This is a genomic window from Frigoribacterium sp. PhB160 (assembly GCF_003751785.1).
Taxonomy (GTDB): domain Bacteria; phylum Actinomycetota; class Actinomycetes; order Actinomycetales; family Microbacteriaceae; genus Frigoribacterium.
This window is the reverse complement of the sequence record NZ_RKIE01000001.1, coordinates 177,038-200,505: the sequence shown is the minus strand read 5'-3', so window position 1 is coordinate 200,505 and position 23,468 is coordinate 177,038. Positions and strand designations below refer to the sequence as shown.

At 74.4% G+C, this 23,468-nt stretch carries 18 protein-coding genes, 1 tRNA gene and 1 pseudogene; 10 read left to right on the top strand and 10 right to left on the bottom strand.

The genetic code is table 11. The annotated features are described in order from the left end of the window. The first annotated feature begins 53 nt into the window (after window positions 1-53). Both EDF38_RS00910 and EDF38_RS00905 read left to right on the top strand, forming a co-directional pair. Window positions 54-566, top strand: coding sequence for a GNAT family N-acetyltransferase (locus tag EDF38_RS00910; RefSeq protein WP_123353531.1), 513 nt, complete (start codon window positions 54-56; stop codon window positions 564-566). Window positions 567-606: 40 nt separating this feature from the next. After that, the gene (locus EDF38_RS00905) at window positions 607-1,062 is read left to right on the top strand and encodes a hypothetical protein (protein WP_123353530.1); all 456 of its coding nucleotides are present in this window, start codon (window positions 607-609) and stop codon (window positions 1,060-1,062) included. On the opposite strand, the pseudogene EDF38_RS00900 reads toward EDF38_RS00905, so the two are convergent. Together EDF38_RS00900 and EDF38_RS00895 are read right to left on the bottom strand one after the other, a co-directional pair. Beyond that, window positions 1,038-1,449, bottom strand: a pseudogene (locus tag EDF38_RS00900) (YchJ family protein). The gene EDF38_RS00905 and the pseudogene EDF38_RS00900 overlap by 25 nt on opposite strands. 109 nt (window positions 1,450-1,558) lie before the next feature. Then, complete coding sequence (locus tag EDF38_RS00895; protein WP_123353529.1) at window positions 1,559-1,978, bottom strand: VOC family protein; 420 nt, start codon at window positions 1,976-1,978, stop codon at window positions 1,559-1,561. Between the two features lie 241 nt (window positions 1,979-2,219). On the opposite strand from EDF38_RS00895, the gene EDF38_RS00890 reads away from it, so the two are divergent. The 5 genes from EDF38_RS00890 (at window position 2,220) to EDF38_RS00870 (ending at window position 6,610) form a co-directional block, all read left to right on the top strand. Continuing rightward, complete coding sequence (locus tag EDF38_RS00890) at window positions 2,220-2,657, top strand: hypothetical protein (protein ID WP_123353528.1); 438 nt, start codon at window positions 2,220-2,222, stop codon at window positions 2,655-2,657. A 175-nt stretch (window positions 2,658-2,832) separates the two neighbouring features. Continuing rightward, window positions 2,833-3,801 carry a metallophosphoesterase gene (locus EDF38_RS00885; RefSeq protein WP_123353527.1) on the top strand — a complete coding sequence of 323 codons (969 nt, stop codon included), beginning with the start codon at window positions 2,833-2,835 and terminating at the stop codon, window positions 3,799-3,801. 86 nt (window positions 3,802-3,887) lie between these two features. After that, window positions 3,888-4,904: an NAD-dependent epimerase/dehydratase family protein gene (locus EDF38_RS00880; RefSeq protein ID WP_123353526.1), complete on the top strand. Its 1,017-nt coding sequence runs from the start codon at window positions 3,888-3,890 to the stop codon at window positions 4,902-4,904. A gap of 339 nt (window positions 4,905-5,243) precedes the next feature. Further along, complete coding sequence (locus EDF38_RS00875) at window positions 5,244-6,158, top strand: aminotransferase class IV (RefSeq protein ID WP_233572098.1); 915 nt, start codon at window positions 5,244-5,246, stop codon at window positions 6,156-6,158. Window positions 6,159-6,313: 155 nt separating this feature from the next. Next, window positions 6,314-6,610 carry a hypothetical protein gene (locus EDF38_RS00870; RefSeq protein ID WP_123353525.1) on the top strand — a complete coding sequence of 99 codons (297 nt, stop codon included), beginning with the start codon at window positions 6,314-6,316 and terminating at the stop codon, window positions 6,608-6,610. 135 nt (window positions 6,611-6,745) lie between these two features. On the opposite strand, the gene glgX is transcribed toward EDF38_RS00870, so the two are convergent. The 5 genes from glgX to EDF38_RS00845 all read right to left on the bottom strand — a co-directional run bounded on the left by glgX (window position 6,746) and on the right by EDF38_RS00845 (window position 15,583). Next, window positions 6,746-8,794, bottom strand: a complete 2,049-nt coding sequence (glgX, locus tag EDF38_RS00865; RefSeq protein WP_123353524.1) for a glycogen debranching protein GlgX — start codon at window positions 8,792-8,794, stop codon at window positions 6,746-6,748. 199 nt (window positions 8,795-8,993) lie between these two features. Further along, complete coding sequence (locus tag EDF38_RS00860; RefSeq protein WP_123353523.1) at window positions 8,994-10,034, bottom strand: hypothetical protein; 1,041 nt, start codon at window positions 10,032-10,034, stop codon at window positions 8,994-8,996. 175 nt (window positions 10,035-10,209) lie between these two features. Continuing rightward, on the bottom strand, window positions 10,210-12,198 hold the full coding sequence (locus EDF38_RS00855; protein WP_370275472.1) for an amino acid transporter: 1,989 nt from the start codon (window positions 12,196-12,198) through the stop codon (window positions 10,210-10,212). A gap of 100 nt (window positions 12,199-12,298) precedes the next feature. Next, window positions 12,299-13,030: a response regulator gene (locus tag EDF38_RS00850; RefSeq protein WP_123354929.1), complete on the bottom strand. Its 732-nt coding sequence runs from the start codon at window positions 13,028-13,030 to the stop codon at window positions 12,299-12,301. 81 nt (window positions 13,031-13,111) lie between these two features. Beyond that, window positions 13,112-15,583 carry an ATP-binding protein gene (locus tag EDF38_RS00845; RefSeq protein WP_123354928.1) on the bottom strand — a complete coding sequence of 824 codons (2,472 nt, stop codon included), beginning with the start codon at window positions 15,581-15,583 and terminating at the stop codon, window positions 13,112-13,114. Between the two features lie 132 nt (window positions 15,584-15,715). On the opposite strand from EDF38_RS00845, the gene EDF38_RS00840 reads away from it, so the two are divergent. Continuing rightward, on the top strand, window positions 15,716-16,375 hold the full coding sequence (locus EDF38_RS00840) for a Pr6Pr family membrane protein (protein WP_148061416.1): 660 nt from the start codon (window positions 15,716-15,718) through the stop codon (window positions 16,373-16,375). Between the two features lie 77 nt (window positions 16,376-16,452). On the opposite strand, the gene EDF38_RS00835 is transcribed toward EDF38_RS00840, so the two are convergent. The 3 genes from EDF38_RS00835 to EDF38_RS00825 form a co-directional block, all read right to left on the bottom strand. Beyond that, window positions 16,453-16,542: transfer RNA gene (locus EDF38_RS00835), tRNA-Ser, on the bottom strand. Between the two features lie 540 nt (window positions 16,543-17,082). After that, on the bottom strand, window positions 17,083-18,552 hold the full coding sequence (locus EDF38_RS00830) for an LCP family protein (protein WP_233572095.1): 1,470 nt from the start codon (window positions 18,550-18,552) through the stop codon (window positions 17,083-17,085). Between the two features lie 181 nt (window positions 18,553-18,733). Beyond that, on the bottom strand, window positions 18,734-19,927 hold the full coding sequence (locus EDF38_RS00825; protein ID WP_123353521.1) for a mannosyltransferase family protein: 1,194 nt from the start codon (window positions 19,925-19,927) through the stop codon (window positions 18,734-18,736). Window positions 19,928-19,990: 63 nt separating this feature from the next. Between EDF38_RS00825 and EDF38_RS00820 the strand changes: the two genes are divergently transcribed. Beyond that, window positions 19,991-21,376 (top strand): sigma 54-interacting transcriptional regulator, encoded by a 1,386-nt coding sequence (locus EDF38_RS00820; RefSeq protein ID WP_123353520.1) that lies wholly within the window; start codon window positions 19,991-19,993, stop codon window positions 21,374-21,376. Next, window positions 21,369-23,462, top strand: coding sequence for a VWA domain-containing protein (locus EDF38_RS00815; RefSeq protein ID WP_123353519.1), 2,094 nt, complete (start codon window positions 21,369-21,371; stop codon window positions 23,460-23,462). The genes EDF38_RS00820 and EDF38_RS00815 overlap by 8 nt, the downstream gene beginning before the upstream one ends. Window positions 23,463-23,468: the final 6 nt, after the last annotated feature.

Here is a 23,468-nt window from a genome sequence, read left to right as displayed (position 1 = left end):
GGGGCGACCTCGACCGCTGGCACCGCGCCTCCCCCGTCTGGCACGCTGGGCCGATGACCGCCCGCACCGTCACGATCCGCCGCACGACCCCCGACGACTGGCGCGAGATCCGCGACCTGCGGCTCGCCGCCCTCGGCGACACCCCGCACGCGTTCGGCGAGACCCTCGACGACGGACTCGGCCACGACGAGGGCGAGTGGCGGTCGCGCGGGGCCCGCGGGCAGGCGCCGCACAGCGTGCTGCTCGCCGCGGTCGACGACGAGACGGGCGAGTGGGTCGGCACGATGGGCGGCTACCTCGACTCCCCGTCGACCCCGATGCTCGTCGGCGTCTTCGTGCGGCCGTCGCACCGCGGCTCGGGCGCCGGGGTCGCCGACGCGCTGCTGGACGGCGTCGTCGACTGGGCCCGCTCGGAGGGCCCGTCGCTCACCCTGCACGTGCACGAGGCGAACCCCCGCGCCATCGCCTTCTACCGGAAGCGGGGCTTCGAGCCGACCGGCGTCACGGTGCCCTACGTGCTCGACCGCACGGCCCGCGAGGTCGAGCTGCGCCTGCCGCTACAGTGAGCCCGACGTCGCCGGGCGTCACGACGACCGGGGGCGCGGCATGGCTGACAGCAGCTACGACTACTTCTTCTCGGGCCCGCACGACGACGCCCGCCGACTGATCGACCAGGCCCTCGTGCACGAGGGCTACCGGCTCGAGGCGATGCCGAACGGCACGACCAAGGCGGTGCGCGGCAGCCTCGCGGCCTCGCTGCTCGTCGGCGGGCTGGCCGGGCGCGGGTTCCACGTCGTGCTGTACGTGCAGTACTTCGTCGACGACCACGACCGCCTCGTCGCTCGCATCTCGCGCGAGCTCGGGCTCGCCGCGGTCAAGGGCGGCGCGATCGGCGCTGCCCGGGCCCATTCAGCCTTCGTCGAGGCGGCGACGGCACTCGGGCACGCGGCCGCGTGGACCGAGCAGATGGCGCAGGGCGGCTGGCCCGGGACGGCGCCCGGGACGGCTCCCGTGGCAGGGCAGGCGCCCGACGCGGGTCAGGCCACGACGCCGTCGACGTAGAGCCAGCGTCGCTCGGGTCCGCCCGCGCGCTCCCGCACGAAGCGGCTCGTCTCGTGCAGCACCTCGGCCCCGTCGGGCCCGCGGTGCCGTGCCTCGAACTCGACGACGCCGCGGTCGTCGAGCGGCCCGCCCGCCTCGGTGCGGACGACGTCGAGCCGGAACCACCTCGTCCCCGCGTCGAGCTCGAGCCCTGCCGGCCGCGTCGACGGGTGCCAGGTGGCCGAGCAGGTACGCCGCGTCGAGCACGACGAAGGCCGAGTACCGGCTGCGCATCAGCCGCTCGGCCGTCGGTGCCGCGTGCTCGCCGCGCAGCAGCGGGCCGCAGCACTCGCCCCAGGGCAGGCCGCTGAGGCAGGGGCAGCGTGCGGCGTCGTCCACGGGGGTCATGGCGACCATCGTCGCAGAGCGGGCGGGCGGGGTCGGCCGACCCGCGCCTCCGGCGGGCAGGAGGCGCGGGTCGGCCGCCGGGGCGCGCCCGCCACGCCCCCGCCCCGCCTCAGGCGGCCGCGCCGGCGATGTTGACCATCCAGTGCAGGCCGTAGCGGTCGTCGGTCATGCCGAACCAGTCGCCCCAGGGCGCGGCGGCGAGCGGCTCGTGCACCCGCCCGTCGGCGGAGAGGGCGTCGAAGGCGGCGCGGAGCCGGTCGCCGTCCTCGGCCGCGCCGCTCAGCGACAGGGAGATCGCGTTCTCGCTCTCGAGCGGCACCTCGTCGGGGCGGTCGGCGGCCATCAGCGTGATGCCGTCGGGCGTGACGAGCTGGCCGTGCATGACCTTGTCGGCCTCGGCCGGCGTGCCGACGCCGAACTCGCCGTAGGTGCTGAAGGTGGGGGTGCCGCCGAGCACCTCCGCGTAGAACCCGAGCGCCTCACGGGTCTCGGACCGGAACGCCAGGTAGGCGGTGAGCTGGACGGCCATGGATCCTCCTCGATCGACGAGGCGGCGGCGGGTGCCGCGTCTCGCACGCATCATGGCAGCGACGCGCCCCGCGGGGAAGGGCGGGCACCCGGGCCGGGCTGAGCCAGACCCGGGCCGGGCCGGGCTGAGGCGGGGCCGGGACGGGCGGGGCGAGACGGGGCGGGGCACCCGCCCTCCCCCGTCGGAGGGTTACCCGAACTGGGCGTCGCCCGAGAGCACCCTGGGCTGCCACGCTGACGACATGACCGTCGACGACCCCCGGGGTGCGCACCCCGTCCGCGAACCCGAGCTCGTGTTCGCGCACGTCCGCGCTCGTTTCGGCGGTGCGGAGCCGGTCGTCGACCGGTCGGACTCGCTGCGCGCCCGGCGCCGCGCCGGGTCGCACCTGCCCCGGCTGTCGGCCGCGAAGACGAGCCGCGCGCTGGTCGCGGCGGGGTTCCGCACGGTCTCCGGCGACGTCGTGGTGCCGGCCGACCTCCGCCGCGACGGCACGCAGATGATCGACGACACCGGCACGGTGCTGCTCGAGACGCTCGCCCTCGGCCGCCGCTTCTACGGCCTCTACGTGGAGCCGACGAACCCCTCGCACGAGCAGTGGGCCGTCGTGTCGTCGATGTTCGCCGCGCTGGGCGCCCGGCTCGACGCCCGCCTCGTGCCGCTCGACGACCTCGCGACCTGAGGCGCGGGCCGCTGCCCCTGCGTGACGGCGCACGGCGTCACGTTCTGCGCGTCACGTCGCGTCACGGCGCGACGTGACGCCCGGAACATGACGCGACCCGCGCACCCCGCACCCGCACCCCGCAGCGGCCGCAACCACCGCACCGCGGCCCGCGGCCGCCGGTAGGGTCGGCCGCATGCAGCCCCTGCCCCCCGGAGCGCTCCGCGTCGTCCACCTCAGCGACACCCACCTGCTCGCGGGCGGCGCCCTGCACCAGGGCGTCGTCGACACGACCGAGGCGCTCGACCTCGTGCTCGCCGAGGCCGGGCGCGTCGAGGGGGTGCGGCTGCTGGTGGGGTCGGGCGACCTGTCGGACGACGGCAGCCGCGCCTCCTACGCCCTGCTCCGCGACCGGCTGGCGGCCTGGGCCGGGCCGCGCGGCGTCGCCGTCGTGCTCGCCCCGGGCAACCACGACCTGCGCGCGGGCTTCGCCGCCGAGCTCGGCGACGGGCACGCCCCGTCCGAGAACGTGAACACGGCCGCGGACGACGACGACGCCCCCGCCGAGGCCGGTCCGATCGACGGCGTCACGGTCGTCGACGGCTGGCGCGTCGTCACCCTCGACACGTCGGTGCCCCGGGCCGGCTACGGCGAGCTCCGTCCCGCCCAGCTCGCCTGGCTGCGCGACCTGCTCGCCGCCCCGGCCGAGCAGGGCACCGTGCTCGTGCTGCACCACCCGCCCCTGCCCGCCCCGACGACCCTGCACGAGTCGCTCGCCCTGCAGGCCCCGGAGGCGCTGGCCGCCACGATCGCCGACACCGACGTCCGCGTCGTCCTGGCCGGGCACTACCACCACCACGTCGTCGGGTCGGCGGCGGGCGTCCCCGTGGTCGTGGCGCCCGCCGTCGCGAACGACACCGACGTCGCCGCCCCCGTCGGAACCGAGCGCGCGGTGCGGGGCTCGGGCTTCGTCGTCGTCGACCTGCTGCCCGTCACCGGCCCGGGCGCCACGGCGCGCGACGGCGTGCGCTCGACGCCGGTGCGCGTCGCCGGGCCGGGCGACGGCGACGAGGTGTTCACGCTCGACGAGCACCAGGTGCTCGCGATCGCCGCGGCCGCCGGTGCGCCCGGCCCCGCCGTCGGAGCCCCCAGCCTCCCGGCGTAGGCTCCTCCCAGGTGCCGCACAGAGCACCGTCAGCACGAAGCACCAGCACGAGCACCACCCAGCCAGCAGCGAGAAGGAGAACGCCCATGCGCGTGGTCGTCGTCGGAGCCACGGGCAACCTGGGCACGGCCCTCCTGACCCGGCTCCAGGCCGAGCCCTCCGTCACCGACCTCGTCGGCGTCGCGCGCCGGTCGCCGCGATCGGCCACCCCGCCCTACGGCGGCATGGAGTGGTACTCGATCGACATCGGCGACGACGCCGCGGTCGACCAGCTGGCGCACGCGTTCCGTGGGGCCGACGCCGTCGTGCACCTCGGCTGGGCCCTGCAGCCGAGCCACGACCGCGACGCGATGTGGCGCACGAACGTGACGGGCACGGCGCACGTGCTGCGCGCCTCCGTCCGGGCCGGCGTGCCGCACGTGCTCACCGCGTCGTCGGTGGGCGCCTACAGCCGCGGCCCCAAGGGCCGCCGCGTCGACGAGACCTGGCGCACCAAGGGCGTCCGCCGCTCGAGCTACTCGAAGCAGAAGGCGACGAACGAGCGCCTGCTCGACCAGTTCGCCGAGCGGTGGCCGGACGTCACGCTCACCCGCATGCGCCCGGGACTCGTCTTCCAGCCCGCCGCGGCCAGCGAGATCGTCGGCCTCTTCCTCGGCCGCTGGGTCCCGACGCGCTGGATGCAGCGACACCGCCTGCCGTTCCTCCCGCTCGCCCCGCGCTTCGTCTCGCAGGTCGTCCACGCCGACGACGTCGCCGACGCCTTCTGGCGGGCGATCGACCAGAGGGCCGGAGGCGCGTTCAACCTGGCCGCGGAGCCGGTCGTCGACCCCGACCGCGTCGCCCGCGCCTTCGGCACCCGCGTGCTGCCCGTCCCGTACCGGGTGCTCCGCACCGCGGCGCTCGTGACGTGGCTGCTCCGCCTGCAGCCGACGGAGCCCGGCTGGCTCGACATCGCCGCGAAGATCCCCGTCATGTCGACGGAGAAGGCGCGGCGCGTGCTCGGCTGGTCGCCGCGCCACACCTCCGACGAGACGCTCTCGTCGTTCGCCCGGGCGATCGCGACCCGCACGTGGCACGACGGCTCGCACCCGCTCTCGGGTTGAGGCGCGGGCCACGGCTCGGGCGGCGGCCGCCTGCACGGGCTGCCTGCGCGGACTGCCCGCACGGGCGACCTCGTCGTCGCACCGTGGGGCACCCTGCGGTGGTGGTCTCCCGCAGCGGCGCCCCTGCGTGTGAAGCTCCGCACCGACACGGGAGACCACGGCCTGCCTCGAAGGGCTGGCTCGTGTCCCACGGTACGCGCTCGGAACTGGAAGGCGCCAGGGCTCACGTACCCCAGAATGGCCTGATCAGACCCTCTTTTGCTTAGTTTGCCTAGCGAGTTCGTCTAGCTATCCCCCGCGGCCGACCGGTCGCCCGGCCGCCCGACCCCGAGGAACCCCGTGACCGACACGACCACCCCCACCCCGCCGCCCGTGCTCGTCATGATCGACCGGGTCACGCTCGACGACCCGCCCCTCGCGCCGGGCGAGACGGGCTGGCGCGTCGTCCCGGCCGACGAACCCCAGATCGACGTCGCCGACCTCGGCCTCACCCGCGGGGACGGGATCTTCGAGGGCCTGGGCGTCGTGGGCGGTGCGGTGCAGGCGCTCGAGCCGCACCTCCGGCGCCTGGCACGGTCGGCCGCGATGCTCGACCTGCCCGCGCTCGACCTCGACGTGATCCGGTCGGCCTGCCTCGAGGGCGCGCGACGCCACGGGTCGGACGCCCCGCTGCTGCAGAAGCTCGTCGTCACCCGCGGCATCGAGGGCGGCGACGGCCGCCCCACGGCCTGGGTGCGCACCGAGGTGCTGCCCGACCACGACGCCGAGCGCCGCGACGGCATCGCCGTGGTCACTCTCGACCGCGGCTACCGGCACGACGTCGCCGAGACCTCGCCGTGGCTGCTCCAGGGCGCGAAGACCCTCTCGTACGCCGTCAACAAGGCCGTGCTGCGCGAGGCGGCGCGACGCGGGGCCGACGACGTCGTGTTCGTCAGCAGCGACGGCTACGCGCTCGAGGGCCCGTCGGCGTCGCTCGTGCTCCGGCTCGGCGACGCGTTCGTGACGCCGCGCACCGACCAGGGCATCCTGCCGGGCACGACGCAGGCGGCGCTCTTCGAGATCCTCACGGAGCTCGGGCACGCCGTGTCGGAAGAGCTCGTGCCGATCGGGCAGCTGTCGTCGGCCGACGCGCTCTGGCTCGTCTCGAGCGGTCGCCAGATCGCGCCGATCACGACGCTCGACGGCGCGGCCGTGCCCGTCGACGCCGCGCTGACGGCGCAGCTGGTCGAGGCACTCGAGGCTCGCCGCCGCTGACGCCGGGGCGGGACTGTCCGTGAGGCGAACAGTTCACCCATGTAGCTAGGCGATCTAGGCATCTGGTGCCATGATGTTCTCGCACCGGTTCACGGCGGTGCAGACCAGTACGAAGTCACCTCAGTCAGCAGCAGGGCCGACAGGAACGAGACGACATGACCAGCCAGACCAGCCCCCTCACGGCTCACCAGCTCACCGGCCTCACCGCCGAGCAGCTCGTCCGCCACGTCCGGTCGCGAACCGACGTCACCAGCCCGAGCCACTACCTCCGCGAGGCCCACGTGCCCGCCGTGCGCATCGAGACCTACCCGAAGCGTCGTCGCCTCACCGCGGCGCCGCGCCTGGCCCCCGTCGCCGTCGCCCCCGTCGCGCCGCGCGCCGCGGTCGTCCCCGCCGAGCCGACCTACGCCGACTTCCTCGTCGCGCCGAGCCGTCAGCTCGCCTCCGCCTGATCCGCCCGGGCCCTGCGCCCACCTGCACCGCCGAGAAGGGCGGGCCCGCTCCGCTGGAGCTGGCCCGCCCTTCTCGTTCGCCGACGGGCCCCCGCCCCGGTCGCCCAGGACGACGGCCCGCCGTCGATCAACCGGTCAGGAGGCGCGCGACCGCAGCAGCGTGAAGCTCGCGTCCCGCACGAGCAGCGTCGTCACCGGACCCTCGACCTGCTGGTCGGGATCGCTCGACGAGGCGAGCTCCCACTCGGCGTGCGGGGCCTCGGGCACCTGGAACTCGACGACGCTCGTCGAGCCGTTGGTGAGGAACGCGAAGGCGTCGGCGTCCTTGTGCGTGAGCACGAAGGTGATCGCCTTGTTCTCGCCCTGCTGCCAGTCGCCGCTCGAGAACGAGTGGTCGTCGGCCCGGCGCACCTGCACGTGGTCGTCGCTCTCGACCTCGGGGGCGTAGCGGAACCAGTCCGGGCGCAGGGCGGGGTTCTCGCGACGCAGGGTGATCAGCTCGGTCGTGAAGGCGAGCAGGTCGCGGTCGGCGCGCTCCCAGTCGAACCACGAGATCTCGCTGTCCTGGCAGTACGCGTTGTTGTTGCCGCCCTGGCTGCGGGCGATCTCGTCGCCGCCGAGGATCATCGGCACGCCGGCGCTGATCAGCAGGGTGCCGAGGAAGTTGCGACGCTGGCGGTCGCGGTACTCGTTGACGGCGCCGTCGTCGGTCGGGCCCTCGACGCCGCCGTTGAACGACTTGTTGTCGCTCTCGCCGTCGGCGTTGTCCTCGCCGTTGGCCTCGTTGTGCTTCTCGGCGTACATCGTCAGGTCGGCCAGCGTGAAGCCGTCGTGCGCGGTGACGAAGTTGACGCTCGACAGCGGCGAGCGGCGCGAGTCCTCGTAGACGTCGGGGCTGCCGAGCACGCGGTCGGAGAAGGTCGACAGCACGCCGGGCTCGCCGTTCCAGAACTCGCGGACGTCGTCGCGGAACTTGCCGTTCCACTCCGACCAGTCGGCCGGGAAGCCACCGACCTGGTAGCCCGCGGTGTCCCAGGGCTCGGCGATCATCTTGACGCTCTGGAGCACCGGGTCCTGGTGGATGAGCGTGAGGAACGCGCTGTGCTCGCTCGCCTCGCCGCCCTGGCGGGTCAGCGTGGTCGCGAGGTCGAAGCGGAAGCCGTCGACGTGCATCTCGGTGACCCAGTAGCGGAGGCTGTCCATGATCATGCCGAGCGCCGCCGGGTGGCTGACGTTGAGGCTGTTGCCCGTGCCGGTGGTGTCGAAGTACGCCGACTCCTCGCCCTCGACCAGGCGGTAGTACGACGCGTTGTCGATGCCCTTGAACGAGATGGTCGGGCCCATGTGGTTGCCCTCGGCGGTGTGGTTGTAGACGACGTCCATCCACACCTCGAGGCCGGCCTCGTGGAAGGCCTTGACCATCGCCTTGAACTCGGCGACCTGGCCGCCGCGCGTGCCGGCGGCCTCGGAGGCGTACTCGTCGTGCGGCGCGAAGAAGCCGATCGAGTTGTAGCCCCAGTAGTTGCGGAGGCCCTTCTCCTCGAGGTGGCTGTCCTGCACGAACTGGTGCGTGGGCAGCAGCTCGACGGCGGTGACGCCGAGGTCGGTGAAGTGCTTGATGGAGGCGGGGTGCGCGAGGCCGGCGTAGGTGCCGCGGATCTCCTCGGGCACGTCGGGGTGCTGGCGCGTGAAGCCCTTGACGTGCACCTCGTACACGACGGTGTCCTCGAGGGCGGTGAGCGGACGTTCGTCCGAGCCCCAGTCGAAGTCGCGGTCGGCGATCACGTTGCGCGGCATGGCCGCGGCCGAGTCCGTGTCGTCGCGGGCCTCGGGCTCGTCCATGTCGTGGCCGAAGACGGCCTGGCCCCAGTCGAAGCGGCCGTGCAGGGCGGTGGCGTAGGGGTCGAGCAGCAGCTTCGCCTCGTTGTGGCGGAGGCCCGCGGCGGGGTCCCAGGGGCCGGCGACGCGGAGGCCGTAGAGAGAGCCGACGCGCGCCTCCTCGACGACGGTGTGGAAGACGTGGCCGGTGCGCTCGGTGAGCTCGTGACGGGTCTCGGAGCCCTCGTCGTCGAACAGGCAGAACCAGATCTGGTCGGCGGTCTCGGAGTACACGGCGACGTGGGCGCCGCCGTCCTCGAGGGGCGTGACGCCGAGGGGGTAGGGCAGGGAGCGGGAAGCGGTCATCACCCAGACATACAGGACCCCCGGAGGCGCGGGCCAAGCTGAGCGCCCAGCCCGCTGTACCCCGCCCCGGCCGCGGCCGCGCGGTGCGCCGCCCGGCCCGGCTGCCTGGCACCGCCGTAAAGAACCCCGTTCCGTTCAAAGAACCACGAAGCTTCGTGGTTCTTTGAACGGAACGGGGTTCTCAGCCCGCCACACGTGCTCACGGGTGCGCAGCGAAGCGTCGGGCAGCAGCGCGGACCGCGGCCTGGATCCGGCGCGGGTCGAGCGGGACCCCGGCCCGGACCAGCAGGCCGGCCAGCCGCTCGGGCACCACGATGTCGCCGTATTCGCAGTGCACCACGTGCCGGACCTCCGGGACCATGAGGAGGCGCTGGTCGCGCCGGTTCTGATCGCGAGCGGCGGCAGCGGGCGAGCGCGCGCCCAGCATCTCGGGGTCGGTGAGCTTGACGAACCCGTCGAGCTCGACCGCCGTGCGGTGCTGCTCGAGGAACACGTCGACCCGCCCGGCCAGCCGGCCGTCGCGCCGGAACTCCCGCTGCAGGCTCATCTCCCCCACGCCCAGCTCGTGGAGGACGAGGCGCAGCAGCGACTCCCCGCCGTTCTCCGCCCAGGGAGAGGCGAAGGCGAGGGCCCGGCGGGCCGCCACCCCTCCTCGCCTGCCCTCGCCGCCGAGGCGCGACGACAGAGCGGCTCGCGTCTCCTGCAGCCGGCGGTCCGTGCCGAGCCCGTGCTCGTGACCCCGCGGGAGGACGAGGCGCCGGAGAACGCCGTCGAGGCAGAGCACGGCGGCGGCGAAGCCGGCGGTGAGCGCCACGTCGACGGCAGTCCTCTCGAGAGACGTCACCGAGAGGTCTCCCACCCGCCGCTCGTCGTGGTCCGGCACCGCCCCGGGGCGGCGGCGGAGGTGCGTCGATCGCCGCACGCGCTCCCGCCGAGGATCGACCACGTCGACGACGTCGTCCGGGTCGACGATCCTCGGCAGGTCCCACACCGCCGCGGCCGAGGCGTGGGAGACGACGGCGGACGGGTCGAGGCCGGCGGAGACGGCCCGGCAGAGCACCACGTGCCGCCCACGCGCGTCGAGCCGCTCGACCTCGGCCCTCTCGCCGTAGACCCCCCGGTGCAGCCGGACGAGCTCTCCGCTGGCCGCCCCCCTCCGGAGCGCCAGCGTCTCCTTGGCCCCGTCGCCGTGCGTGGCGGCGAAGAAGAGGCGGACGAGGAACGGATCCGGCGACGACATGGGCCGAGCCTGACGGCGCAGTCCTCGGGGTCTCGGACCGCGCCTCCCCGGTGTGGATGCGCGCGGACCAGGCCCAGCTGGGGAGGGCCGAGCAAGAACCCCGTTCCGTTCAAAGAACCACGAAGCTTCGTGGTTCTTTGAACGGAACGGGGTTCTGAGGGCAGCGGCAGTACAGCTAGCTGACGTGCACGTCGGGGCGCCGCGAGCGGTTCGGCTCGGCCTGGCGCAGCACCTCGCGGGTGACCGGGGCCACCTCGCCGGCCCCCGTCACGAGGAAGCGCCCCATGTTCGACAGCGGCCCGCCCTCGGTCCACTCGAAGTAGATGTCGGGCACGACGCCGGTCTCGTCGCGCACGGCCAGCAGCACCGACGCGAGCGTGTTCGGCACGGCGCCGCTCGAGACGCGCAGCACGCGGTAGCCGTGCACGACGTGGCCGGTGACGACGAGGTCCTCCTCGAAGTTCGACGAGTCGCCGGGGTGGACCTCGACGAAGATCACGGGCGAGCGCTGCGGGATCCCGCTGTACTTCCGCTCGGCCGCCAGCTTCTTCTTGTAGATCTCGGCGACCTCGCGGCCCGGCTCGTGGGCGATGAGGCGCAGGCTGCCGTACTCGTCGGCGTCCTCCCGCACGTAGCCGAGGGCGGCGTCGTCGAACGTGATCGACGTGGCCCGCAGCTGGAACGAGCGCCGCACCCGCGACACGAGCGAGACCGCCATGATGCCGATGATGAAGATCGCGGCGATGCGCACGCCGTCGGGCCGCTCGACCACGTTGACGATCGTCGTGTAGACGAAGACGAGCGCGATGGCGCCGAACGCGACGGTGCGCTTCGGCTGGCGGGCCCGCCGGGCCGACAGCGTGACGGCGACGGAGGCGCTGGTGATCAGCACGAGCACCCCCGTCGCGTAGGCCCCGCCCTGGGCGTCGACGTCGGCGTCGAAGACGATGGTGATGACGAAGGCGATCGCCGTGAAGACGAGCACCAGCGGACGCACGGCCCGGGCCCACTGCGGCGCCATGCCGTAGCGCGGCAGGTACCGCGGCACGAGGTTGAGCAGCCCGGCCATCGCCGACGCCCCGGCGAACCAGAGGATGCAGATCGTCGCGACGTCGTAGAGCGTGCCGAAGCCGTTGCCCAGGTACTCGTGCGCGAGGTAGGCGAGTGCGCGGCCGTTCGCCGAGCCTCCGGCCTGGAACTCCTCCTGGGGGATCAGCAGCGTCGTGACGAAGCTCGACAGGATGAGGAACGAGCTCATGATGAGCGCCGCCGTGGTGAGCAGGCGGCGGGCGCCGCGGATGCGCCCGGTCGGCCGCTCGGGGGTGTCGTCGGCGTCGCCGGTGATCTGCGGCATGACCGCGACGCCGGTCTCGAAGCCCGACAGCCCGAGCGCGAGCTTCGGGAAGACGATGAGCGCGATCCCGACCATGACGAGCGGGTTGCCGTGCTGCACGGTGAGGGCCTGCCACCAGTTCCCGACGACGACGGGGTTCTCGGCCACGTGCAGCAGCGCCACGGCGATGACGACGGCGTTCAGCGCGAGGAAGACGCCGACGAGGACGACGGCGATGCCGATCGCCTCCTTGAAGCCGCGGAGGAACACGGCGGCGAGCAGCGCCACGAGCACGAGCGTCAGCGGCACCTCGGCGCCGTGGAACCACTCGGGCGTGAACGGGTTCTCGACCGCGTGGGCGGTCGCGTCGGCCGCCGACAGGGTGATGGTGATCATGAAGTCGGTCGCCGCGAACCCCAGCAGCACGAGCACGAAGACCTTGCCGCCCCACCAGGGCAGCAGCCGCTCGAGCATGGCGATCGAGCCCTCGCCGCGCGGGCTCTCGCGGGCGACGCGACGGTAGACGGGCAGGGCGCCGAGCAGGGTGAGGGCGACGAGCACGATCGTCGCGAGCGGCGACAGCAGCCCGGCGGCGACGGCGGCGATGGCCGGCTGGTAGCCGAGCGTCGAGAAGTAGTCGACGCCGGTCAGGCACATGACGCGCCACCACGAGTGGGTCTTCTCGACCGTCGCCGCGTGCGGCCCCTGGTGGGCGCCCGACTGGTCGGTCAGCCCGTCGAGCAGCCAGTTCCGGAGGCGCTGGCCGGGCACCGGCACCGGCCTCGGCTCCAGCGCGTCGGCGTCGTTCAGCGGGGCATCGGTGCGGGACACGTCGGGACCTCTCGTCGGCGCGCGGCCACGACGGGGCACGCGCCCTCCGACGCTAGCCCCGTGCCGCGAGGCCCACCAGGGCGGCCGCGTGAGGATCGCGTTAGGACTCGGCCCGCGCCTCCCCCGGCCCGCCCGCGCCGTCGGCCCCGTCGGCCCCGTCGGGCACGAAGCGGTACCCCATGCCGAGCTCGGTCACGAGGTAGCGCGGCTCGGCCGGCACGGGCTCGAGCTTCTTGCGCAGCTGGGCGAAGTAGAGGCGGAGGTAGCCGGTGTCCTTCGCGTGGAACGGGCCCCACACCCGCGTGAGGATCGTCTCGCGCGTGACGAGCCGCCCGGGGCTCTGCAGCAGCAGCTCGAGCACGCGCCACTCCGTCGGGGTCAGCCGCACGGGCGCCCCGCCCCGCGTGACGGTCGTCGCCGAGAGGTCGACCCGCACGTCGCCGAAGGCCACGACGGGCGCGTCGTCGTCGCCCGGCGCCAGCCGGCGCACGAGGGCGCGGAGGCGGGCGAGCAGCTCCTCCATCGCGAAGGGCTTCGTGACGTAGTCGTCGGCGCCGGCGTCGAGCGCCTGCACGGTCGACGCCGCGTCGGTGCGCCCGGACACGACGAGGATGGGCACGGTCGACCAGCCGCGGATGCCCTCGATCACCTGCACCCCGTCGAGCCGCGGCATGCCGAGGTCGAGCATGACGACGTCGGGGTGGTGCGCCACGACCCCGTCGAGCGCCTCGCGCCCGTCGGCCGCGGTGTGGATCACGTAGCCGCGCGCCCCGAGCGTCACCGTCAACGCTCGCAGGATCTGCGGGTCGTCGTCGGCGATGAGGATCGTCACGGGGGCCACGTCGAGACCGTACCCGACCGGGGAGGCGCGGGTCGGCTCCCCCGCGTCAGGATCCCGTGAGGATCCCCCGCCTCACGCCTCCGGCAGCGAGACGACCATCGTGAGCCCGCCGCCCGGGGTGTCGTCGAGCGTCAGCGTGCCCGACATCGCCTCGGTGAACCCCTTGCTCAGGGCGAGGCCGAGCCCGAGGCCCGCCGCGTTGTCGGTGTCGCCGAGGCGCTGGAACGCCGCCATGATCTCGCCCCGACGCTCTTCGGGGACGCCCGGCCCGCGGTCGACGACGCGCACCTCGACGCGGCCCGCGAACGCGCTCGACGAGATGCGCACCCGCTCGCCGCTCGGCGAGTAGCGCAGCGCGTTGTCGAGCAGGTTGACGAGCACCCGCTGCAGCAGCACCCGGTCAGCCCGCACGAGCGGCACCGAGGCCCGCAGCGCGAGCTCGACCTCGGCCGGCCCGAGCGCCAGCTCGTCGAGGGCGCCGAGCACGACGTCGTCGACGTCGACGTCGGTCGTCGTCACGGCGAGCGCCCCGGCCTGCACGCGGCTGACGTCGAGCAGGTTCGTCACGAGGGTCGCGAGCGACTCGAGGCTCTCGTACGCGGTGCTGAGCAGCTCGTCGCGGTCGGCGTCGCTCCAGGTCACGTCGGCCTGCCGCAGCCCGCTGACGGCGGCGGTCGCGGCGGCCAGGGGGCGCCGGAGGTCGTGCCCGACGGCGGCGAGGAGCGCGCTGCGCATCCGGTCGACCTCGGCGAGCGGGGCCACCTGCCCGGCCTCGCGGCTGAGCGCCGAGTGCTCGAGCGCGGCCTCGACCTGGGCCGCGACGACGGCGAGCAGCCGGCGGTCGGCGGCGTGCAGCTCGCCGCCGGAGAGCTCGAGCGAGGTGCCCTCGCCGGCGCTCACCAGGGAGACGGCGTCGCCGCTCGCGGGCGCCCCGTCGACGGCGACCTCGACGTCGCCCTGCAGCACCCGCACGCGCGACAGCCCGAGCGCCTCGCGGGTGCGGCTGACGAGCGCCTGAACGGCGTCCTGGCCGCGCAGCACGCTGCCCGAGACCGTGGCGAGCAGCTCGGTCTCGGCGACGGCCCGCGCCGCGGCCCTGCTGCGCCGGGCCGCCTGGTCGACGACCCAGCTGACGAGCAGGGCGTTGACGACGTAGAGCACGAGCGCCAGCAGGTGGAGGGGCTCGGCGATCGTCAGCTCGTAGACCGGCGCGATGAAGAGCACGTCGAGCGTCACCCCGGAGAGCAGGGCGGCGAAGAGCGCGGGCCAGAGGCCGCCCACGACGGCGACCACGACGACGAGCAGCTGGAAGAGCAGCACGTCGCCGGCGATGGAGTCCTCGCTGCGGGTGCCGACGAGCAGCAGGGCGAGCAGCGGGCCGACGACGAGGGCGAGCCCGAAGCCGGCGAGCACGCGGCCCCGCGACAGGGCCCCGCCGATGCGCGGCAGCGCCCAGCCGCGGCCGGCCGCGTCGTGCGTGACGATGTGCACGTCGATCTGCCCCGACTCGCGGATCACCGTCGCGCCGATGCCCTGCCCGGTGACCGCCGTCGCGAAGCGGCCGCGACGGCTGACGCCGATGACGAGCTGCGACGCGTCGACGCCCCGGGCGAAGTCGACGAGCGCCCGCGGCACGTCGTCGCCGACGACCTGGTGGTACGTGCCGCCGAGCTTCTCCACGAGGGCGCGCTGCGAGGCCAGGGCACCCGGGGCGCCCTGCCGGAGGCCGTCCTGGCTGCTGACGTGCACGGCGACGAGCTCGCCGCCGGCCGAGCGGGCCGCGATGCGCGCGGCGCGACGGATCAGGGTGTCGCCCTCCGCGCCTCCGGTGAGGGCCACCACCACGCGCTCGCGGGCCTGCCAGGGCCGGTCGATGCCGTGCTCGTCGCGGTAGGCCTGCAGGGCCGTGTCGACCTCGTCGGCGAGCCAGAGCAGGGCGAGCTCGCGCAGCGCCGTCAGGTTGCCGAGCCGGAAGTAGTTCGACAGCGCGGCGTCGACGCGGGCCGCCGGGTAGACGTCGCCCGCGGCGAGCCGGTCGCGGAGCGCCTGCGGGGCGAGGTCGACGACCTCGAGCTGGTCGGCCGAGCGCAGCACGCGGTCGGGCACCGTCTCGTGCTGCGCGACGCCGGTGATGCTCGTGACGACGTCGTTCAGCGACTCCACGTGCTGCACGTTGACCGTCGAGACGACCGAGATGCCCGCGGCGAGGAGGGTCTCGACGTCCTGCCAGCGCTTCTCGGAGGCGCTGCCCGGCGCGTTCGTGTGGGCCAGCTCGTCGACGAGGGCGAGCTGGGGACGGCGGGCGAGCACCGCCTCCACGTCCATCTCGTCGAGGTCGACCCCGCGGTGCCGGAGGCGTCGGCGCGGCACGACCTCGAGGTCGCCGAGCACGGCGGCCGTCGCGGCGCGGCCGTGGGTCTCGACGACCGCGACGACGACGTCCTTGCCCTCGGCGCGCAGCCGCAGCCCCTCCTCCAGCATCGTGTAGGTCTTGCCGACGCCCGGGGCCGCGCCCAGCAGCACCCGCAGCCTGCCTCGTGTCATGTCCGCCAGCATCGCACCCCCGGGCCCCGCCCGCGGTCGCACGGCGTGAGGATGCCGTGAGGGTCTCGGCCGCGGGCGCCGCGACCGGCACGGCACCGCCTCGCGACGAGGAGGCGCGCCTAGGCTCGTCCCATGCAGCTCGCGAGGCCCATGGCCGTCTACCGCCTCGTGTTCGGCCTGCTGGCCCTGGTCGCCGTCGGCGGACAGCTGTTGCTGAACCTCGCCTACGGCGACACCCTCGTCGGCTTCTACTCGTACTACACGAACATCGGCAACACGGGGGCCGTCGTCGTGCTGCTCGTCGGTGCCGCGCGGCTCTTCCGCCGGCGGCCCGACTCCCGGCGCTGGGCGGTGGTGCGCGCCGTGACGACGGTGTCGCTCGTGTTCATCGGCCTCGTCTTCAACCTGCTGCTGAGCGGCGGCAGCCTCGGCGGCATGCTGCCCCAGGTCAACGTCGTCGTGCACATGATCACGCCCGTGGCCGTGCTGGTCGACTGGCTCGTGACGCCGCCCGGGCGCCGCGTGCTGCCCTGGTGGTCGATCGCCGTGGCCGTCGCGGTGCCGGTCGTCTACTGCGCGGTCGCCCTCGTGCGCGGCTCGCTCGACGGCTTCTACCCGTACCCGTTCTTCGACCCGGCGGTGCAGGGCGGAGCCGGCGGCGTCGCGCTCTACCTGCTCGCGCTGATCGTCGCGCTGGCCCTGCTGGCCCTGGCGACGACGGCGCTCGGCCGGCGAGGACGCGGGGGCGTCGAGGAGGCGCGGGTCACGGACGACGCACGCGCCCAGGAATGAGCGCATCCCCCCCGAAATGAGGAAAGGCCACCCCGCAACACCTCTGGCGAGAGAGAGTTGCGACATGGCCAGTCCAGCGGAGCCGGTGGGATTTGAACCCACGGTTCCCACAAAGGGAACTCCACCTTAGCAGGGTGGTGCACTAGGCCGAACTATGCGACGGCTCCATGCGTGATCTCGTGCGGGACGCGAACGCGCACCCCCGATCATAGCGGGAGTCGCGCGATCTGCCGAACCGCGCCTCCCCGGCTGCGTCCTCCGGCCGACCCGACCGCGCGGCCGACGCGACAGGGGGGTCGCGACGAGGGCGGGAACGGGCTACCACCCCCGGTTCACCCGCGAACCCCCCGTTCTAGGGTCACCCCGCGCCTTGTCGGTCAATATGCGGACACATAGAGTACCCCTGACGCCGGCGACGGCGGAGGCACCAGCGACCCGACAGCACGGGTCGCGTCCGCTCCCTTGCCGGACGTGGTCCCGCCGCCCAGCCCGTCACGTGCCCCGACCCGACATCGGTCGAGATCGTCCCCCTGGCGACCTCGACGGGCACGCCTGGCGACACTGACGTCGACCTCCGCCCCCCGCGGTGCCGTACCCCTGATCCCGGCAGCGCGGGGTCCTCACGCGCGCGCGTTCGGGCCGCCGTGTGAGCTACGGGTCGTCCCGGTGAGCTGGTTACTCACCGGGACGACTTCCCAGCCCGGGCCTCAGCCGTCGTTCGCCACCGAGCAGGTCTGGTCCGCCGCGGTCTGGCCGGTGAGGCCCGAGATGACCTCGGTCGATCCCGTGCCCGCGGCCGCCGGGGCCGTGGCCTCGCCGGTCGGCGTCCCGGCCCCGCCGGTCGCCGCGTCGCCCGTCGGGGCGGCCGCGTCGCCGGTCGCCGCCTCGCCCGCGGCCGCGTCTCCCGCCGGGGGGTCGCCCGCCGCCGCCGCGGACTCCGACCCGATGCCCGTGCTGCCCTCGGGCAGCGTGAACGGCACGTCGGCCTTGATCGCGTCGAAGAGCTGCGTCGCGACCGCGGTCGTCGGCTGCACCTTGCCGGCGTAGACGCCGGTGCCGTCGGTGGTGCCGGGGTACTGCACGAAGTTGACCGCGTCGAGCGGCAGGTCCTTCAGGGCAGAGCCGATCTGCACCATCGTCGTGACGTCGGTCAGCTGCTCCGAGAGCGACATGTTGCTCGCCGCGGCACGGGCCAGGCTGTAGAGCTTGGCGGGGCTCGAGAGGGTGTCGGCGCTCTTCACGGTGCGCAGCAGCGACGAGAGGTAGACCTGCTGGCTGCTGATTCGCCCGAGGTCGGACCCGTCGCCGACCCCGTAGCGGGTGCGGAGGAACGCGAGGGCGTCGCTGCCCGAGAGCACGGTCTCGCCGGCGGGGATGTCGAGGCCCGTGTGGCGGTCGGTGATCGGCGTCGCGGCGCAGACCGGCACGCCGCCGACCGCGTTCGACATCTCGATGACGCCGTTGAACGAGATCATGCCCGCGAAGGGGATCTCGAGGCCGGTCAACGACTGCACGGTCGACACCACGCAGCTGAGCCCGCCGTACGACCAGGCCTCGTTGATCGGTCGGGCCGACATCGCCGAGTAGTAGCCGCTGCCGTCCTCCTTCGCGCAGGCGGGGATCGGCACCACCATGTCGCGCGGGATGCTGACGGCCGTCGCGTTCGTGTGGTCGGCCGAGACGTGCAGCAGGATGTTGACGTCGTTGAGCGTCGCGTCACGCTTGCCGAAGGCCGACTCGTCCTGCGAGGCGTCGTTGTCGGTGCCGACGACGAGCACGTTGAACCCGCCCTCGTAGGCCGCGATCGACTGCTGCGTGGGCGCGGCCGTCTGCCCCTCCGCCGCGGGCAGGGCGACGCCCTCGCCGAGGTCGCTGCGCACCTGGTAGGCCGCGATGGCCCCGACCGAGGCGCCGCTGACGAGCAGCACGGCGAGCGCGCCGGCGAGCACCTTGGCGGCCCCGACGAGGGGCCGGCTGCGGCGCAGGCGGCCGTGGCGGGCCCCTCCGGTGCCGGCCGTGCGGGCCGTGCGACGCGACGTCGGGGCCGACGCGGCGGCGGCGGCACGCCGCTCGCTCACGGGCGCGGAGCCGGGCGCCGAGCCCGGCGCGGAGCCGGGCCGGTCGCCGTCGGCGAAGCCGTCGGCACGGGGGTCGCGGTCGTCACGGGTGTCGCTCAAGCGGAGTCCTCTCGGTCGACGCGGGCCCGCGACGACCGGGGCCGACGGTGGTGTCGGCGGCGGGCGACGGACCCCGCGCGATGGGCGGGCAGAGAGGCATCGTAAGCGACCCGCCTCGGTGCCCGCCTCAGTCCTGGGGAGGATCCGGCCCGATCAGCCCTCCTCTGGGGGCAGGCTCCGGTCAGGGGTAGCCGACGAACCAGAGCAGCACGATCGCCGCCGGCTGCAGGGCCGCACCCGTCGCCAGCAGGGCCGTCCGGAGGCGCGGCGAGGCCGCGATCGCGGGGTGCCCGAGCAGCGGTGCGACGGGCAGCAGCAGCCGCGGCAGGCTCTGCTGCGGCAGGAACACGGCCACCAGGTAGAGCAGGTGGCTGCCCGCGTGCGAGACGACCTCGATCCCGAGGCGCCGGGTCGACCGACGCGTCAGGAACCACGCGGCGCCGACCAGCACGACGACCACCAGCACGATCCCCGCGACGCCGAGGAAGGTCTCGGCCATCACGAACCACGGCGTCAGCGGCACGAAGTGCCGTCGCCCGACGAAGCCGACCCACCACGACAGCTCGGTGTCGAGGTACGCGCCCGGCCGCCCCGTCACGGCGTCGGCGATCGGCGACCACGCGAGGCCCGCGGCCGCGATCACGAGGCCGGCCACGACGACGGAGGCCCGGTCGCGCCTCCGGAAGCCCCGCCCCTCGCGGCGCAGCCGCACGAGGGCCGTCACCGCGAGCGCGAGCGCCAGCGCCAGGACGCCCGGCCGCGTGAACGCCGCCACGACGCCGAACGGGATCATCAGCAGGTACCGCCGCCGGATCATCATGAGCAGGGCGGCGAAGGTCAGCGCGAGCATGAGGCTCTCGGCGTAGGCGACCTGCAGCACGAACGACATCGGGCCGAAGCAGAAGAGCGCCGCGGCCCAGAGGGCGCTCGCGGGGCCGACCGTCTCGGCGACGACGCGGTGCAGGAGGACGACCGCCGCGCCTCCGGCGATCGTGGCCACGACGACCCCGATCGCGAAGAAGGCGTTGCCCGCGAGCTCCACGCCCAGCAGCGTCGCCACGCCGCGCACGACGAGCGGGAAGACCGGGAGGAACGCCCACGGGTTCGGCGTCACCTGCCCGTCGGCGTCGGTCGGCAGCTCGGTCGGGTAGCCCTGCTGCGCGATCGTGCGGTAGAAGCTGGAGTCCCACGAGCCCGAGAACGAGGCGAAGCCCGGGTCGGCCCGGTGGCTCGCGAACTCCCACCCGCGCGACGTCGCGAGGGCGAACAGGCCACCGAGCCAGGCGCTCGAGACGAGGCGCGAGACGGCGTAGAGCACCAGCACCACGAGCACCGGAGGCGCGTCGCGCACCCCCCTCGTGATGACGTCGCGCACGACCCGAGCCTAGGTGGGCCCGGCCCCTGGTGGCGCACGAGGTCGAGGCGTAGCGTCGCCCGCGTGACCCGACCCCCCGAGACCACCGTCGGCGAGCTCCGCGCTGCGGGGCACGAGCAGAAGAGCCTGCGCGCCGAGATCCGAGACAACCTGCTGAGCGCCCTCCGCGAGGGCCGCGACCCGTGGCCCGGGCTGCACGGCTTCGAGACCACCGTCGTGCCTCAGGTCGAGCGGGCGCTGCTCGCCGGGCACGACATCGTGCTGCTGGGCGAGCGCGGCCAGGGCAAGACCCGCCTGCTGCGCACCCTCGCCGGCCTGCTCGACGAGTGGACGCCCGTCGTCGACGGCTCCGAGCTCGGCGAGCACCCGTACGACCCGATCACGACCGCGAGCCGGCAGCGGGCGGCCGAGCTCGGCGACGCCCTGCCCGTCTCGTGGCGCCACCGCGACGAGCGCTACGTCGAGAAGCTGGCCACGCCCGACACGAGCGTCGCCGACCTCATCGGCGACGTCGACCCGATGAAGGTGGCCGAGGGCCGCAGCCTCGGCGACCCCGAGACGATCCACTTCGGGCTGATCCCCCGCAGCCACCGCGGCATCGTCGCGATCAACGAGCTGCCCGACCTCGCCGAGCGCATCCAGGTCGCGATGCTCAACGTGATGGAGGAGCGCGACGTGCAGGTCCGCGGCTACGTGCTGCGGCTGCCGCTCGACGTGCTCGTCGTCGCGAGCGCCAACCCGGAGGACTACACGAACCGCGGGCGCATCATCACGCCGCTGAAGGACCGCTTCGGCGCCGAGATCCGCACCCACTACCCGATCGAGCTCGACGACGAGGTCGCGGTGATCCGGCAGGAGGCCGACCTCGTGGCCGCCGTGCCCGACGTGCTCGTCGAGGTGCTCGCCCGCTTCACCCGCGCGCTCCGCGACTCGCCCTCGGTCGACCAGCGGAGCGGCGTGAGCGCGCGGTTCGCCATCGCGGGCGCGGAGACGATCGCCGCCGCGGCCCTGCACCGCGCCGCCCGCCAGGGCGAGGCCGAGGCCGTCGCCCGGCCGATCGACCTCGAGACCGCGGTCGACGTGCTCGGCGGCAAGATCGAGTTCGAGTCGGGCGAGGAGGGGCGCGAGGAGGAGATCCTCGACCACCTGCTGCGCACCGCGACGGCCGAGGTGGTGCGCGCGCACTTCCGCGGCGTCGACTTCTCCCCGCTCGTCAGCGCGCTCGAGAGCGGCGTCATGGTGACGACGGGCGAACAGGTGACGGCCCGCGACGTGCTGGCGGGGCTGCCCTCGCTCGGCGAGTCCGACCTCTACGACGTCGTCGGCGAGCGCCTCGGGGCGACGACCGACGGCGAGCGCGCCGGGGCGGTCGAGCTGGCGCTCGAGGGCCTCTGGCTCTCGCGCCGCATCAGCAAGGAGACCGGGGAGGGGCAGGCCGTCTATGGCTAGGCCGAACCGGCGGCTGGCTCGCGACGCCCGCTACCAGCGGTACGACGGCGGGCCCGACCCGCTCGCGCCGCCGGCCGACGTGCGGGAGGCGCTCGACGCGATCGGCGAGGACGTCATGGCCGGCACGGCGCCCGAGCGCGCCCTGCGCGAGTTCCTCCGTCGGGGCGGCCGCGACCGGCCGGGACTCGACGACCTCGCCCGCCGCGTCGCGGAGAAGAGGCGACAGCTGACGAGGGAGAACAACCTCGACGGCACGTTGCAGCAGGTCAGGGAGCTGCTCGACCGCGCGGTGCTCGCCGAGCGTCGGCAGCTCGCCCGCGACGTCGAGCTCGACGACGACGTGCGGGCCCTCGCCGAGCTGCAGCTCGACAGCCTGCCGCCGTCTCCGGCCGCGGCCGTGAGCGACCTGGCGGGCTACGACTGGACGAGCCCCGACGCCCGCCGCGACTACGAGGCCATCAAGGACCTCCTGGGCCGCGAGCTGCTCGACCAGCGCTTCGCCGGCATGAAGCAGGCCCTCGAGGGGGCCACCGACGCCGACCGCGCCGGGGTGGCCGCGATGATGCGCGACCTCAACGAGCTGCTCGCGGCGCACGCCCGCGGCGAGGACACGCCGGAGATGTTCGACGAGTTCATGGCGGCCCACGGCGACGCCTTCCCCGACGCGCCCCGCGACGTCGACGAGCTGCTCGACTCGCTCGCCCGTCGGGCCGCGGCGGCCCAGCGGCTCCGCAACTCGCTGACGCCCGAGCAGCGCGACGAGCTCGACGCCCTCGCGCAGCAGGCCTTCGGATCCCCCGACCTCATGGCCGAGCTCGGACGGCTCGACGACCAGCTGCGCTCGCTGCGGCCCGGCGAGGACTGGGGCGGCTCCGAGGCGATGGACGGCGAGCGCGGACTCGGGCTCGGCGACGGCACGGGCGTGCTGCAGGACGTCGCCGACCTCGACGACCTGGCCGAGCAGCTCGCCCAGGCGCAGCCCGGCTCGCAGCTCGACGACCTCGACCTCGACGCGCTCGCCCGGCAGCTCGGCGACGAGGCCGCCGTCGACGCCCGCGCGCTGCAGGAGCTCGAGCGGGCCCTGCGCGACTCCGGGGCGATGAAGCGCGCCGCCGACGGGCAGCTGCGGCTGACCCCCAAGGCCATGCGCCAGCTCGGCAAGGCCCTGCTCCGCGACATCGCGGAGAGCGTCACCGGGCGCCAGGGATCGCGCGACGTGCGGCGTGCGGGCGCGGCGGGCGAGCGCTCCGGCGCGACCCGCGAGTGGGAGTTCGGCGACACCGAGCCGTGGGACGTCACCCGCACGGTGACGAATGCGATCACGCGGACGGCGGGGGCCTCCGCGGCCGAGGCGGGAGGCGCCTCCGGCGGGGTCGGGTCGCCCGGCACGCGCGGCGTGCGCATCGAGATCGGCGACGTCGAGGTGCAGGAGACCGAGGCCCGCACCCAGGCCTGCGTCGCCCTGCTCGTCGACACCTCGTTCTCGATGGCGATGGACGACCGCTGGGTGCCGATGAAGCGCACGGCGCTCGCGCTGCACACGCTGGTCACGAGCCGGTTCCGCGGCGACGACCTGCAGCTGATCGGCTTCGGGCGGCACGCCGAGGTCATGGACATCGAGCAGCTCGTCGGACTCGACGCGAAGTGGGACAAGGGCACGAACCTGCACCACGCGCTGCTGCTCGCGAACCGGCACTTCCGCAAGCACCCGACGGCGCAGCCCGTGCTGCTCGTCGTCACCGACGGCGAGCCCACGTCGCACCTCGAGCCCGACGGCGAGGTCTGGTTCAGCTACCCGCCCGACCCCGTCACGATCGCCCACACGGTGCGCGAGCTCGACGCGAGCATGCGGCTCGGGGCGCACACGACGATCTTCCGGCTGGGCGACGACCCGGGGCTCGCCCGCTTCGTCGCGGCGATGGCCCGTCGCGTCGGCGGCTCGGTCGTCGCGCCCGAGGCCGACGACCTGGGCGCCGCGGTGGTCGGCTCGTACCTCGACGACCGCCGACCCGGACGCGGAGGCGCGGGGCCGGGCGACGAGACCGGCGGCGGCCGGCGACGGCGCGGCCGGGGCTCCGGACGCTAGCCGGTC

Coding starts and splice junctions, on each gene's coding strand:
- EDF38_RS00910 (WP_123353531.1), top strand. CDS start 54: ATGACCGCCCGCACCGTCACGATCCGCCGCACGACCCCCGACGACTGG.
- EDF38_RS00880 (WP_123353526.1), top strand. CDS start 3,888: ATGCGCGTGGTCGTCGTCGGAGCCACGGGCAACCTGGGCACGGCCCTC.
- EDF38_RS00845 (WP_123354928.1), bottom strand. CDS start 15,583: ATGACACGAGGCAGGCTGCGGGTGCTGCTGGGCGCGGCCCCGGGCGTC.
- EDF38_RS00890 (WP_123353528.1), top strand. CDS start 2,220: ATGACCGTCGACGACCCCCGGGGTGCGCACCCCGTCCGCGAACCCGAG.
- EDF38_RS00885 (WP_123353527.1), top strand. CDS start 2,833: ATGCAGCCCCTGCCCCCCGGAGCGCTCCGCGTCGTCCACCTCAGCGAC.
- EDF38_RS00860 (WP_123353523.1), bottom strand. CDS start 10,034: ATGTCGTCGCCGGATCCGTTCCTCGTCCGCCTCTTCTTCGCCGCCACG.
- EDF38_RS00870 (WP_123353525.1), top strand. CDS start 6,314: ATGACCAGCCAGACCAGCCCCCTCACGGCTCACCAGCTCACCGGCCTC.
- glgX (WP_123353524.1), bottom strand. CDS start 8,794: ATGACCGCTTCCCGCTCCCTGCCCTACCCCCTCGGCGTCACGCCCCTC.
- EDF38_RS00815 (WP_123353519.1), top strand. CDS start 21,369: ATGGCTAGGCCGAACCGGCGGCTGGCTCGCGACGCCCGCTACCAGCGG.
- EDF38_RS00895 (WP_123353529.1), bottom strand. CDS start 1,978: ATGGCCGTCCAGCTCACCGCCTACCTGGCGTTCCGGTCCGAGACCCGT.
- EDF38_RS00840 (WP_148061416.1), top strand. CDS start 15,716: ATGCAGCTCGCGAGGCCCATGGCCGTCTACCGCCTCGTGTTCGGCCTG.
- EDF38_RS00905 (WP_123353530.1), top strand. CDS start 607: ATGGCTGACAGCAGCTACGACTACTTCTTCTCGGGCCCGCACGACGAC.